This is a genomic window from Frigoribacterium sp. AC759 (assembly GCF_979256015.1).
The window spans coordinates 1-12,483 of sequence record NZ_CEEDMT010000020.1 but is presented as its reverse complement, the minus strand read 5'-3'; the positions used below and the strand labels follow the sequence as shown (position 1 = coordinate 12,483).

At 71.6% G+C, this 12,483-nt stretch carries 14 protein-coding genes; 9 read left to right on the top strand and 5 right to left on the bottom strand.

Annotated elements, in window-relative coordinates; all coding sequences use genetic code 11:
* Positions 1-163: 163 nt before the first annotated feature.
* The 3 genes from ACZ6JE_RS12185 to ACZ6JE_RS12175 all read right to left on the bottom strand — a co-directional run bounded on the left by ACZ6JE_RS12185 (position 164) and on the right by ACZ6JE_RS12175 (position 2,574).
* A complete protein-coding gene (locus ACZ6JE_RS12185) occupies positions 164-931 on the bottom strand; it encodes a helix-turn-helix domain-containing protein (RefSeq protein ID WP_277959195.1) in 768 nt (255 codons plus the stop codon).
* Between the two features lie 151 nt (positions 932-1,082).
* On the bottom strand, positions 1,083-1,736 hold the full coding sequence (locus ACZ6JE_RS12180; RefSeq protein ID WP_464319097.1) for an HAD family hydrolase: 654 nt from the start codon (positions 1,734-1,736) through the stop codon (positions 1,083-1,085).
* A 61-nt stretch (positions 1,737-1,797) separates the two neighbouring features.
* Complete coding sequence (locus tag ACZ6JE_RS12175; protein ID WP_464319096.1) at positions 1,798-2,574, bottom strand: hypothetical protein; 777 nt, start codon at positions 2,572-2,574, stop codon at positions 1,798-1,800.
* A gap of 358 nt (positions 2,575-2,932) precedes the next feature.
* Between ACZ6JE_RS12175 and ACZ6JE_RS12170 the strand changes: the two genes are divergently transcribed.
* The 7 genes from ACZ6JE_RS12170 (at position 2,933) to ACZ6JE_RS12140 (ending at position 8,566) form a co-directional block, all read left to right on the top strand.
* Entirely contained in the window at positions 2,933-3,238 is a 306-nt protein-coding gene (locus ACZ6JE_RS12170; protein WP_464319095.1) for a hypothetical protein, read from the top strand.
* A gap of 9 nt (positions 3,239-3,247) precedes the next feature.
* A complete protein-coding gene (locus tag ACZ6JE_RS12165) occupies positions 3,248-4,408 on the top strand; it encodes a hypothetical protein (RefSeq protein ID WP_464319094.1) in 1,161 nt (386 codons plus the stop codon).
* Between the two features lie 9 nt (positions 4,409-4,417).
* Entirely contained in the window at positions 4,418-4,801 is a 384-nt protein-coding gene (locus ACZ6JE_RS12160) for a hypothetical protein (protein WP_464319093.1), read from the top strand.
* Positions 4,802-4,887: 86 nt separating this feature from the next.
* Positions 4,888-5,448, top strand: coding sequence for a sigma-70 family RNA polymerase sigma factor (locus ACZ6JE_RS12155; RefSeq protein ID WP_192061508.1), 561 nt, complete (start codon positions 4,888-4,890; stop codon positions 5,446-5,448).
* The gene (locus ACZ6JE_RS12150) at positions 5,441-6,178 is read left to right on the top strand and encodes an anti-sigma factor (protein WP_464319092.1); all 738 of its coding nucleotides are present in this window, start codon (positions 5,441-5,443) and stop codon (positions 6,176-6,178) included. Before ACZ6JE_RS12155 ends, ACZ6JE_RS12150 begins: the two co-directional genes overlap by 8 nt.
* Positions 6,179-6,541: 363 nt before the next feature.
* Positions 6,542-7,141, top strand: coding sequence for a hypothetical protein (locus ACZ6JE_RS12145; RefSeq protein ID WP_192061506.1), 600 nt, complete (start codon positions 6,542-6,544; stop codon positions 7,139-7,141).
* Positions 7,142-7,180: 39 nt separating this feature from the next.
* Complete coding sequence (locus tag ACZ6JE_RS12140) at positions 7,181-8,566, top strand: signal peptidase I (RefSeq protein WP_464319091.1); 1,386 nt, start codon at positions 7,181-7,183, stop codon at positions 8,564-8,566.
* A gap of 39 nt (positions 8,567-8,605) precedes the next feature.
* On the opposite strand, the gene ctlX is transcribed toward ACZ6JE_RS12140, so the two are convergent.
* Positions 8,606-9,685 carry a citrulline utilization hydrolase CtlX gene (gene ctlX, locus ACZ6JE_RS12135; protein ID WP_464319090.1) on the bottom strand — a complete coding sequence of 360 codons (1,080 nt, stop codon included), beginning with the start codon at positions 9,683-9,685 and terminating at the stop codon, positions 8,606-8,608.
* Positions 9,686-9,693: 8 nt separating this feature from the next.
* A complete protein-coding gene (locus tag ACZ6JE_RS12130; RefSeq protein WP_464319089.1) occupies positions 9,694-10,722 on the bottom strand; it encodes an ornithine cyclodeaminase in 1,029 nt (342 codons plus the stop codon).
* Positions 10,723-10,887: 165 nt separating this feature from the next.
* Here ACZ6JE_RS12130 and ACZ6JE_RS12125 point away from each other — a divergent pair, with 165 nt between their 5' ends.
* Together ACZ6JE_RS12125 and ACZ6JE_RS12120 are read left to right on the top strand one after the other, a co-directional pair.
* Complete coding sequence (locus ACZ6JE_RS12125; RefSeq protein ID WP_192061503.1) at positions 10,888-11,319, top strand: Lrp/AsnC family transcriptional regulator; 432 nt, start codon at positions 10,888-10,890, stop codon at positions 11,317-11,319.
* Positions 11,320-11,368: 49 nt separating this feature from the next.
* On the top strand, positions 11,369-11,929 hold the full coding sequence (locus ACZ6JE_RS12120; protein ID WP_464319088.1) for a TetR/AcrR family transcriptional regulator: 561 nt from the start codon (positions 11,369-11,371) through the stop codon (positions 11,927-11,929).
* Positions 11,930-12,483: the final 554 nt, after the last annotated feature.

Sequence of the window (12,483 nt, the reverse complement as noted above, 5' to 3'; positions counted from 1 at the left end):
ATCCACTACCCTCACACCGCCTCCTCGTAGACGCGTCCTCCCCGGTGATGACCAGCATGGCGCCCGAGTACCAATCGGGCTTATCGACCCTCACGGCCGCCTACGCAACCGAAGCGAGCACGCCCGAGCCGTTCAGTTTGGGGATCGTCCAGAGGGCAGGGCGCTATGCCGCGGATGCGGTCAGCTTCTCTGCGGCGTAACGGGACCATGCCGCCTGCAGAACGGCGAACGTCCCTGCGGCGACGACGAGGAGGAAGAAGGTTACGCCGCCTGCTATCCAGAGCCCTTGCCACTGCGACGGTTCGAGGAGCGCTGCGACGATGACCGGGAGCGGCGATATCAGCCAGAGTCCCACGGCCACGGCTAGAGAGGTGCCTCGCTGACGTCCGTTGGTCTCTTCGAGGCTTTCTGCCCACTGCTGGGCTCCGAAACTGGAACTCAGACGCTTCTGGCGGATCAGCGGAAATGGCGAGAACGTGCTCGACGCCCGAACGAGGTGGACTGCCCCGGCTGCGGCGACCAAGAAAAGAGCACCTAGGCCGATAGCTATGGCGACTTCCACACTCGTCGGGATGACGCCTGCGTCTGCCCCGGCGATCAGCAGCACCACGGGGATGGGTGACGTGACGAACAGTGCCACGGCGAGGGCTATATGGCGCCAGGCGATTCGCGCCGCATCCGAGAAGCTTCTCGCCTCGGTCTCGCTCAGTGCGGACACGGCTTTTCCGTACTCGCTCTCGGGGGCTTCCATGAAGAGGTCTCGCACCGGCACACCCAATGCCTTACCCAGCCGGGAGAGCGTGTCGAGGCTGACGTCGTTCCCCGCCTCGAGTCGTTGGAGAGTGCGAACGGTCACCCCGCTGACCTCTGCAAGGCGCTCCTGAGTCCACCCTCGTTGAGTTCGTAGTTCAAGTATTCGTGTCTCGCTCATGCTGTCCACAGTATGAAGGGCGCTTGAACGGGTCCATGTCAGGGCCCCGACAAGCAGGCGACATCTACCCGACAGTGCCCAGTTCGCGGCTCGATGTCCCTGCCACGTCCGCCCTGAACACGATGTTCCGACAGGGGATGGTCGACCGCACTCAGGGAAGGGTGCGCTCCCACGCTGCGAGCCAGGGAAGAACGTCGCGTAGATCATCGGTATCGACGGCGGCGGTCGCAGCAGCCCGTGCCGCCAAGCCGGCGTTCAGAGCTAGTGAGGCCGGCAGCGCGTCGAACAGGGGGATGTCTGAGCGACTGTCTCCGATGGCGCAGCACTGGTCAGTCGAGACACCACGTTTGGCTGCGAGCTCGAGGGCGCGGTCACGTTTGTCGTACTCGTCAAAGTGTTCCGCCACGGTGCCGTCATAGACGGTGCCGACGACGTGCACTCGCGGGCCGCCGTTCACGGTGAAGCCGTGGCGCTTCGCGATCGCCTCACTCACGGGCTGCCACGCAAGGGATGCAAGCACTGGCTCGACATCGCGCTCGATACACCAGGCGACCACAGCGTCGACGCCAGCGATCAGTGGAAGATCGACGAGCCACTCGGCGACGGTCCGAGCCTGAATACCGCGCCATCCTGCGGCGTCGATGACGCTGACTTCTTCGTTGGTCGCCTTGCCCGAGGCGTAGCGCTCCTCGGCAGCGTCGAGCTCGTGCAAGTGGCCGAGCCGCTCGGCAAGGAAGCTGCTACTCGACATGGACCGAACCAACGTGCCGTCGATGTCGAAGAAAGCGATCCCTCGTGCGCTCATGCTCAGAGCGTAGATCAGCCTCGCGCCGTCTCCTGTGTCCCGATAGCCGATCGGTGACCGGTCAGCAATCGTGATCTCGTCGTAGGCCCTCGATCACGGTTGTCGTGTCGTCGGCTGCGAAACGCAGCTGCGTCACACGGTGGACCGTCGAACGCGGCGAGGCGCTCAGTCGAAGCGAGACCGGTGCGCTGAGGATGACCGCGATGTTGCATCCCGCGAGGGTCGCTATGCGCGCGGTCGTTCCCTCGACGGTCGGGGACGTCGTCGTCCCGTCGTGCTGCACGCGGGCCGAGGCGATGTCCTTGCGGGGCACCGTCGCGACGACGTGGCGGCCATTGCGGATGACGAGGTCGGTCTCGGTCAGGTAGTGAGGGTGCTGCCACCTGACAGCTACGAAACCGAGCAACAAGACGACACCGTAGACACTCAGCGCCGTCAGCGCTGTGGCGAGGGCCGGGTACGGGAGAACGAGATGGAGCACCGCGATCTCGACGCCGCTTGCCACGATGAAGGCCGCCGGGAGAACCGCCGTCCCGTTCTTCGCAGGCACAGGCAGCGCGCCGCTTGGAATCGTCGGAGGTCGTCGCCGCACCACCCACGCTAGGGCGCGAAAGGCCGCGACCTCGTGCCCGATGGCACGCGTGATCGGGGCAGGCGGGAGCGCTCGTGCGATCCGCTGCCAGCCAGTCCGGACGGGCTCACCCCGGCGGCGCAGGATGACTCCCGTGACGAGCAACGTCATCCACAGGAGATCGAGCTCGAGCAGGAGCAGCACGAAACTGGCCTCGCCGCGCCCCGCCGACCTCGTCGCGATCACAGACACCGCCGTGAGGGCCATCAGGATGAGTCCGCACCTGGCGGCTCGGCTACCCGTGACAACTGCCCCTTGCATGTCATCAGACTAGGAAGCACCGCACCTTGGCGCATCCCCACCACGAGCTAGATCTCCCCGAAAGCTGCCCGATAACCGATCGGCTATCGGAGATGATCGTTTCCGGACCGCGGGCGCCACCAGGGCGACGCGGGCCGACGCGCCGTGCCGAAACACTGAACCGAAACTCAGTTGTCCCGGAAGCACCTCGGCACCATTTCGGGTACGTCCTCGGGCGCTCGGCGGGATGCTCCGCCGGCTGCCCGCGCCGCCGAGGCCCCTGGGGGCTGTCGGACCGACCGGCGGCACCGCTAGCATGCCGGGCATGGATGCGCCGATCGACCGACTGCTCGCGAGCGCCGGAGGGTCCGGTGCGATGTGGCCTGCGGCGTACGACCTGGGCTGGACGGCGATCATCGCGATCGGCGCGCTCGCCGCCGTCTGGATGCTCGTCAGCGTCGTCAGGTCGGCGCTCAGCGGTCCCGCCAAGGCCCTCTGGATCGTGCTCTTTGCACTGGTCGCCCCTGTGGCGATCGTCGCCTGGCTCGTGATCGGGCGAGACGCCCGCGCGTCGGGTCGCGAGATCCGCGCCTCGCGGGCCGGTCGCGAGCCGTCGGCCGACGCCTCCTAGGCTGAGCGCATGACCGCCCCCATCGACGCCGACGCCCTGCTGGCCGGCCCGCGCGGGCGGCGGCTCTGCCTCGAGCTCATGCGGCACGGCGACCCGGCCAGCGAGGCGCGTGAGCACTTCGGCCAGCTCGTCTTCTTCGCCTCGTACCGGTCGGCGAAGGCGAACGGGGTCGCGGTCACCCTCCTGCGGAGCAGCACCGCCGACGGCCCGGGCGCCGACGCCCCGCTGCCCGACCCGACCCCCGCCGAGCTCGCCGACGCCCTCGATCGGGTCCCGCTGCCGCACCTCGACGACGACACACTGACGACCGCCCTCGCCAGCACCGTCGACGCCGCCGCCTACTGGCAGGAGCCCGACGGCGACGACCTGCTGATGGCCGAGCCGGTCGTCACCCGGGCCCTCCGGCGGGTCGCCGAGCACGTCGTGTCGTCGCCCGCCACCGCCTGGTGGAGCGACAACGCCGCCCCCGACCAGCACCTCGTCGAGTTCGACCGGCCCGAGTTCCGCACCGGCGAGCCCCCGTCGTGGAGCGTCGTCGGCGTCCGCGCGGCCCTGCAGCAGTGGCGCGACGCCCGTGTCGCCGGCGAGGTCAGGGCGGTGCGTGAGCGACCCCTCGACCCGTCTGCCTCGTTCAGCGCCGACTGGTGGTCGACCCCGAACTGGATCGGCCGGGTCACGACCCAGGCGGGGCCCGACGGCGCCCCGCTCGGCCTGCGACTCGTCGAAGACGGCTTCGGCGACACCCGCGCCCGCGTGCGGCAGCTCGACGTCCAGCCCGACGCCCGGGTGATCGAGGTCGACGGCCCCGACGACTGGGCCCGCCTCTGCCGCGAGCACCCGCTCGAGGTCACCGCGTCGCACCGGCACGACTGGTACCGCGCGACCGGTCGGGCCGGGGCCTGGGTCTCACCCGACTGGGCGTCCGTCGCCGAGATCGCCGACGCCGTGCACGTCTCCGTCGCCGGGTACCTGCTCACCGCCGGCCGCAGCGTCCCCGTCGACGAGAGCACCGCCTCCGTCCTGGCCGGCTGGAGCCCCGACGAGACCTACTGGCTCACCGACGTCGCCGCGAGCGACGCGCCCGCGACCACCTGGGTGCTCGACGACGACGGACGCTGGGTCCGCGAGACCCGAGGAGCCGCGACGAGTCAGAGACACGGCGACCGCTAGCCTGCTCGCATGACCTCGCCGATCGATGCCGACGCCGATGCCGACGCCCATCCCGGAGACGGTCGGCGGCCGCGCGTGCTCGGCGCCCTCGGCATCGCGGCGGCGGTCGGAGTCCTGTTCGCGTCGGTCATCATCGTCCCCGCGTTCTTCCCCATCTCGACGGTGGGCTCCCTGACGCCGACGGACCCCCTGCTCAACCGGGTCGGGGAGTGGTCTGCGATGTACCTCGCCCCCGGGATCATCGCGACCATCGTCCTGGCGTCGGCCGCGGGCGCCCGAGGAGGACGAGGGCGCCGCCGGGGCATCATCGCCGGAACGATGGTCGCCTTCTCGCTGCCGGTCTTCCTCGTCGCGCTGTTCGTCGACTCCGTCTTCTTCGATTCGGCCCCCTGAAGGAGGCGCGGGTCGGCGATGAACGGAACCGCACCTCCCGACGTATCCCCTCGAGACCCCGCCGCCCTAGTCTGAGAGGAACGTCGATGACGGCCCTCCTGACGCCGCACCGCCACCCGACCGCCGAGCGGAGCCCGATGACCGCACCACCGTCGAGCTTCGACGTCGACGAGGCCTTCGCCGAGCACGGGTCGGCGCTGCTCGGCTTCGCCGTCAACGCCCTGGGCGACCGCGGCCAGGCGGAGGACTGCGTGCAGGAGACGTTCCTGCGCGCATGGCGGGCGCGCGACCGGTTCGACCCGACCCGCGCCTCCGCCCGCACCTGGCTCTTCGCCATCGAACGGCGCCTCATCATCGACGTGCTGCGCGCCCGGCAGCGCACACCGCACCTCGTCACGCCCGACGACGCCCCCGACGCGTCGACGAACGACCCCGACCCCCTCGACCGCCTCGGCCTCGTCGAGGGGCTCGCCCGGCTGAGCGACGAGCACCGCGCCGCCGTGGTCGCCGTGCATCTGCGCGGTCGCACCTACCGCGACGTCAGCGAGAGCACCGGCGTGCCCGTCGCGACGCTCCGCACCCGCGTGCACTACGCCCTGCGCGCCCTCCGCACCCACCTCGACGAAGGCGACACGACCGATGACTGACCCGACGCCCTCGCGCCGCGACGAGCTGATCGCGGCGGCGCTCGCCGACGACCTCTCACCCGTCGAGGCGGCCGAGTTCGCTGCGCTCCGAGCAGAGGACCCCGGCGTCGACGCCGAGCTCGCCGAGCTGGCTGCGCTCACGGCGCGTCTCGCCGACCTCCCCGAGCCGGACGGACGGGCAGGAGGCGCGGGCTGGGTCGACCTCGAACCCAGCGCCGAGCTGCGGCGACGCGTCGCGGGCATCGCGGGTGCGGGCGCCCCCGTCACCCCACTGCCCGCTCGCAGCACCCGTCGCCCCAGCCGGCGCACGCTGCTCACCGCGCTCGGCGCCGCGGCCTGCATCGCGATCGGAGCCGGTGCGGGCGCCCTCGTCGCGACGCCCCGCGACGGTCACGTCGACGGCCCGCCCGGCACGCTCGGCGCCGTCGAGCCGGTCGCGTTCGCGGGCGCGCCCTCGGGGGTCGAGGTCGACGGCGACGTCGTCGCCCACACCTGGGGCACCGAGACGCTGCTGACGGTCACCGGGCTGCCCGCCGGAGACCCCTTCACCGTGGTCGTCGTCGGCGACGACGGGCGCGAGTACGAGTCGGGCACGTTCCTCGGCACCGACGTCGAGATCGACTGCAGCCTGAACGCGGGCGTGCTGCGCGAGGACGTCGCCGCCGTCGAGATCCGCGGGGCCGACGGCGCGGACATCGCGGTCGCCGAGGTCCCCGCCGTCGACGCCTAGCGCGCGACTCGCTGCGCCCGGCGCCCAGTCCCCGCGCGCCACTCACCGCGGCCCGCCCGCGACTCACCGCGCCATTTTGTGGACAGGACGCCAGGCTTAAACCTGGCGTCGTGTCCACTTCCTGGCGCTGTGGGTGACCGCCGCCCTGCCCCGCCCCGCCCCGCGCACACGTCCCGCGAACGGGGGTCGGCCGCACCTCTTGCGCGCCCCCCCAAGACTGAACTATCTTCATTTTTGTACCAACGGAGCGTCATCGGGTCCTCACCGAACCCGAGCGATCGAGCGCCGCGACCCAACCACTCGCACCGTGCCTCCTACCGTCCACCGTGACGCTCCGTCTTCTTCCGGATCAGGAGCTCCACCATGTCCATCGCCGCAACCCGCGCCGCCCGCATCGCCGCCTTCGTCGGAGTGCCGCTCGCCCTGGTCGCCTCGGGCGTCATCGTGTCGACCGCGTCGTACTCGGCGTTCTCGGCCACGACGTCGAACCCGACGAACAACTGGACCGCGGGCAACGTCGCCCTGTCCGACGACGACGCGAACACGGCGATGTTCAACGCGACGGCGCTGAAGCCCGGCTCGACGGGGGCCAAGTGCATCGTCGTCACGTCGACCGGGTCGCTGCCCTCGGCCGTGAAGCTGTACGGCACCACCCCCTCCACGACGAACGCGCTCGCGAGCAGCCTGAACCTCACGGTCGAGCAGGGCACCGGCGGCACGTTCGCCGACTGCACCGGCTTCGTGGCGCAGGGCACCGGCGGCTCGCTGTACAGCGGCACCGTCGCCAACTTCGGCACGACCTACTCGAGCTACGGCAACGGGATCCCGACCTGGTCGCCCACCGGCACCGCCAGCGAGAGCAAGGTCTTCCGCTTCACCTACACGCTGCCCGCCAACGCGCCGTCGACGGTGCAGGGCGGCACGGCGGCCCTCGGCTTCACGTGGGAGGCCCAGAACAGCTGATCCGCGGCCTCCGGGCGCTCCGAACGAGAGGTCGTCGTCGTGTTCACGTCGCACGCTCACGTCGCAGCGGCATCCGGGTCGGCCTCGGCCCGGCTGTCGTCGGGCGGGTCGAGCGTCGATGCGGCCACGGTCGCCGACTGGTCCCGGATCGTCGCCGCGACGCTCGCCCGCGGGATCATCGCGACCCTGCTCGGTCTCGCCTTCTGGGCGGCGGCCCCCGCTGTCGTCGGCTGGCAGCCCACCACGGTGATGACCGGGTCGATGATGCCGCGGGTCGCCGTCGGAGACGTCGTCATCTCGCGGCCGGTCGACTCCGCGAGGCTCGACGCCGGGCAGGTCCTGCTCTTCGACGACCCCGATCACGAGGGGGCGCTGCGACTGCACCGGGTCGACTCGACGGCCCCCGACGGCACGCTCATCACGAAGGGCGACGCCAACGCCGCCGCCGACTCGTCGCCGGTGCCCCGTGACGACGTGCACGGCATCGGCGTGCTGCGGGTGCCGCTCATCGGCATGCCGATCGTCTGGCTGCACGACGGCGACGCCGCGCACCTCGTGCTCGCCGGTCTCGCCTTCGTGGTGCTGATCGCCGTCACCCTGCTCGACGGGCCGCTGCGCCGTCGCCCCGAGCCCGACCCGTCGACCATCGCCGGCCGCACGCACGGACGACACGGCGGAGGCCCCGCAGGCGGGGGTTCAGGAGGCGCGGGTCGAGCCGGCGCCCGTGCCGCCGGCTCCGGTCGGGGCGGCATCCACCGCGCCGGGGTCGCCGTCGGTCGGATGCTGCGGGTCGTCGCACCGGCCGCGCATGTGCAGGAGGTGCGCGACAGGCGGTCGCGCACCGCACCTCCTCGGCTCGGGCGTTCCGACGGCGTCGCGAGCACCCGGTGCCTCGCGCTCGCCGAGCGTCGGGCCGCGAACCGGCGCCGACGCCTGCTCTGGGGGTCCGGCTTCAGCGTGCTGGTCGTCGCGACGGCCGGCATCTGGTTCGTGCTTCCGGCGACGGCGTTCGCGGCGTTCCAGGCCACGACGGTCGCCACGGGATCGAAGTTCGGCGCGGGCGCGGTCGCCGTGCCCGGACCGCCGGTCGGCAGCACGGCCCTCGGCTGCGTCAACTCGGGGTCGACCGGCGTCACCATCTCGTTCACCTACGCGGCGGGTGCGTCGGCGGACTCGTTCGAGCTCGTCGGGACGAGCCTGCTCGGCGCGGTCAGCACTCTCAGCAGCACTCCCGCAGCCTCGACCGGCTCGGGTACGGCGAGGTCGATCACCTTCACTCTGCCGGCGGGGCTGAACCTCAGCGTCACGACGACGGTGCGTGTCCGTGCCGTCTTCGGCGAGGGGGCCACACCCTGGACGGCCCTGTCGGCCGCGACGACGTCGATCGCCGTGAACCTCCTCAACGGGACGGTGCGGTGCAACTAGCCGTCGGGCATCCCGGTCGGTCGGCCTCGCGCCGCCGGGTCAGAGGGCCGCGCGAACCGGCAGATGCACTCCGGCCAGCATGCAGCGCACCGAGCCGCCGGCCAGCTCGATCGTCGGCACATCGAGCGGCAGCGGGCGGGCGTGCCGCGCCACCGTCGCCCGCTGCGCCGGGGTGAGAGCCGCCCAGCCGCGCGCCGACACCGCGAGCACGGGCCCGTCGGCGCCCCGCAGCTCGAGAGCATTGCCGGCGAACTCGGCGAGCTGGGCGCGGGTGAGGGCGACCACCTCGCGTCCGGAGGCGGCGAGGCGGTCGGCCACGCGCCTCCTCTCGCTCGACGACCCGATCGCCTCGAGGCCGACCAGCGCCAGGCGCGAGGCCACGCTCATCATCACGTTCGTGTGATAGATCGGCACCCCGTCGGCGTCGGTCGCGGTGAACGCCTCGACGTCGTAGTCGAGCCCGCGGCAGACGAGATCGACAGCGGCCCGGTCGGCCCGATGCGAGAGGGCGACGTAGGCGACCCGCTCGACGTGGTCGAAGACGAGCGCTCCGGTGCCCTCGACGTGCAGCCCGAGCGACTCGAGCGACGAGTGGTCGACCACCGACCCGACCCCGTACGAGGCGCGCAGCAGCTCGACCACGTCGCCGCGCCGTTCCGACCGCCGGTTCGGCGAGTGCATCGGGTAGAGCAGCAGACGCCCGTCGGCGTGCGTCGAGAACCAGTTGTTCGGGAACACCGCGTCGGGACGGTCGGCCCGCTCGTCGTCGACGAGATGCACGTGCACACCCGCGGCGCGCAGGGCGGCCGCCACCGAGTCGACCTCGGCCCGGGCTCGCGCGGCGATCTCGGCCCGCGACGCGTCGACGTCGGCGGGGTCGGTCTGGAACGCGTTGTCCCGCGCCGTCTGCGGGTTGGGCGTGAAGTGACGCGGACGCACCATCACGACGGCGGCGGGGGACTGGCGGGCGAGCCGCGCCTCCTCGGGGTCGGCGACGAGGGGGGACGAGGAGGCGCGGGCCGGGTCGGCGACGCCGGTCACGCTCGCGACGCCCCTCGGGATCGCGCCGGTCGCGCCGGCGCCGGTCGCGCCCGCGCCGGTCTCGACGACGCTCGTCATGTCGGCCCTCAGACCCCGACGGGCTGACGGGCGACGAGGCCGAAGAGGTCCTTCGGGTCGTCGGGGTCGGCGACGAGGTCGATGTCGACGGCGTAGTCGGTGCCGGCGACGTCGTCGCGCAGGTACTTGAGCGCGCAGACGTCCTCGATGGCGAAGCCGACGGAGTCGAAGACGGTGATCTGCTCGTCGCTCGTGCGCCCGGGCAGTCGGCCGGCCACGACCTCCCACAGCTCGGTGACGGCGAAGTCGGCCGCCTGGTGCTGGATCTCGCCCTCGACCCGCGTCTGCTCGGGGTACTCGACGAACACGTCGGCGCGGCGCAGCGTCACCGGGTCGAGCTCGGTCTTGCCGGGGCAGTCGCCGCCGATCGCGTTCACGTGCATGCCGGGTCGCACGGCCCCGTCGGGCAGCACGATCGCGTTCTGCTTGTCGGCCGTGCAGGTGGTGACGACGTCGGCGCCCTCCGCGGCCTCGACCGGGCTCGAGCAGACGGTGATGTCGAAGCCGAGCGGGGCCAGGTTGCGGACGAGCTTCTCGGTCGCCCCGGGGTCGACGTCGAAGACCCGCACGATCTCGATCCCCAGGGAGGCGCGCATCGCCAGCGCCTGGAACTCCGCCTGCGACCCCGCCCCGATCAGGGCGAGCACCCGCGAGTCGGCGCGGGCGAGACGCTTCGCCGCCATCGCGCTCGTGGCGGCGGTGCGGAGCGCGGTGAGGATCGTCATCTCGGCGAGGAACGTCGGGTACCCCGTGTCGACGTCGGCGAGCACGCCGAACGCGGTGACGGTCTGGAATCCGCGGGCCGGGTTCGACGGGTGGCCGTTGACGTACTTGAAGCCGTAGGTCTCGCTGTCGCTCGCGGGCATCAGCTCGATCACGCCGATCGGCGAGTGCGAGGCCACGCGCGGCGACTTGTCGAAGGCGGGCCAGCGGGCGAAGTCGCGCTCGAGGGCGGTCACCATGCCGGCGGTGATCGGGCCGACCCCGCGGTCGGTCACCCAGCGGATCATGTTCTGCACGTCTACGAAGCGCACCACGGGCGCCTCCCCTCTGCTCGTCTCGCCGGTCGCCCGGTCGTCTCGCCGGTCACCCGGTCGTCGCTCCACGCTATGGCTGCGCGATATGCACCGGCAATCGTCAGCACGCGCTGAATCGCACCCCCGACTCGGCGATCCGCGCAGTGCTGCTGTACATTTCGGGTCATGGCCGATCTCGACGAACTCGACCGGCGCCTCCTCGCCGCCCTCCGGGTCGACGCCCGCGAGTCCGCCGCCGCCCTGGCGCGCCGACTCGGGGTCACCCGCGCGACCGTGACGTCGCGGCTCGACCGGCTCGAGGCGTCGGGCACGGTGCTCGGCTACACGGTGCGCGTGCGCGAGGACCACGACCCCGATCTGATCCGCGCGATCGGCTTCATCGAGATCGAGGGGCGGTCGACCGACCACGTCATCCGGCAGCTGCGCGGATTCCCCGAGGTGGTGTCTCTGCACACGACCAACGGCGGGTGGGATCTCGTCGCCGAGTACCGCACCTCGTCGCTCGGCGAGTTCGACCGCGTGCTGGCGCGGATCCGCAGCGTCGAGGGCGTCATCAACTCCGAGACGAGTCTGCTGCTGAGCTCGGTGCTCCGGTAGGAGGCGCGGGCTGCGTACGTCCGTACGCATCGTGACTAAGGTGGTCGGCATGACGGCCCGGCGCAGCGACCCCGAGCGGCGCGATCGTCTGATCGACGTCACGCTCGACCTCATCGCCGAGAACGGCGTCGCCGGCATCTCGCATCGCAAGATCGCGACGCGCGCCGATGTGCCGCTCGGCTCGATGACCTACCACTTCGACGGAATGGACGACCTGATGCACGAGGCGTTCACCCGCTTCGCCGGCACCATCATCGCCCGCTTCGAAGCGGCGCTCGGGTCGGCGACCGCACCCGACGAGGCCCGCGCGGCGATCGTGTCGCTGATCCACGACGATCTCGCGGCCGAGGGGAGGCTGCGCGATCAGGTGCTGTCGTACGAGCTCTACACGCTCGCCGCACGGCAGCCGGCGTTCCGCCGCATCACCCGCGAGTGGATGCGCCGCAGCCGCGTCGAGCTCGAGCGGCACTTCGACCCCGACACGGCACGACGCGTCGACGCGCTGATCGAGGGGCTGTTGATCCACCGCGTGCTCGACCCCGAACCGCCGTCGCGACGCTTCACGGAGGAGGCGGTGGCCCGCATCACCGCGCCCGCCCCGCCCGCCTGACCCGCGCCTCCTCGCCTCTGCTGCGCCGCGCCTCCTCGCCTTTCCTGTGCCGCGCCTCCTCACCCCTCCTGCGCCGCGCCTCCTCGCCTGCCCATGAACCGCGTTCGCGAAGATGAACTGCGTCGTATCGCGGTTCTTCTTCGCGAACGCGGTTCATCGCCGGGCGCCGCGTCTCCCCTCCCGCGCGCGCCGCGCCTCCTCGTCCCGCCCGACCCGCGCCTCCTCGCCTGCCTGACCCGCCTGACCCGCGCCTCCTCGTCGACCCGTAAACCGCGTTCGCGAAGATGAACTGCGTTGTATCGCGGTTCTTCTTCGCGAACGCGGTTCATCGCCGATCGCCGCGTCTCCTCGCTTCTCCTGCACTGCGCCTCCTCGTTTTCCTGCGCCGCGCCTCCTCGCCTCTGCTGCGCCGCGCCTCCTCGCCCGCCTATGAACCGCGTTCGCGAAGATGAACTGCGTTGTATCGCGGTTCTTCTTCGCGAACGCGGTTCATCGCTGCGCGGGGACGGGCGAGGAGGCGCGGCGCAGCAGAGGCGAGGAGGCGCGGCGCAGGA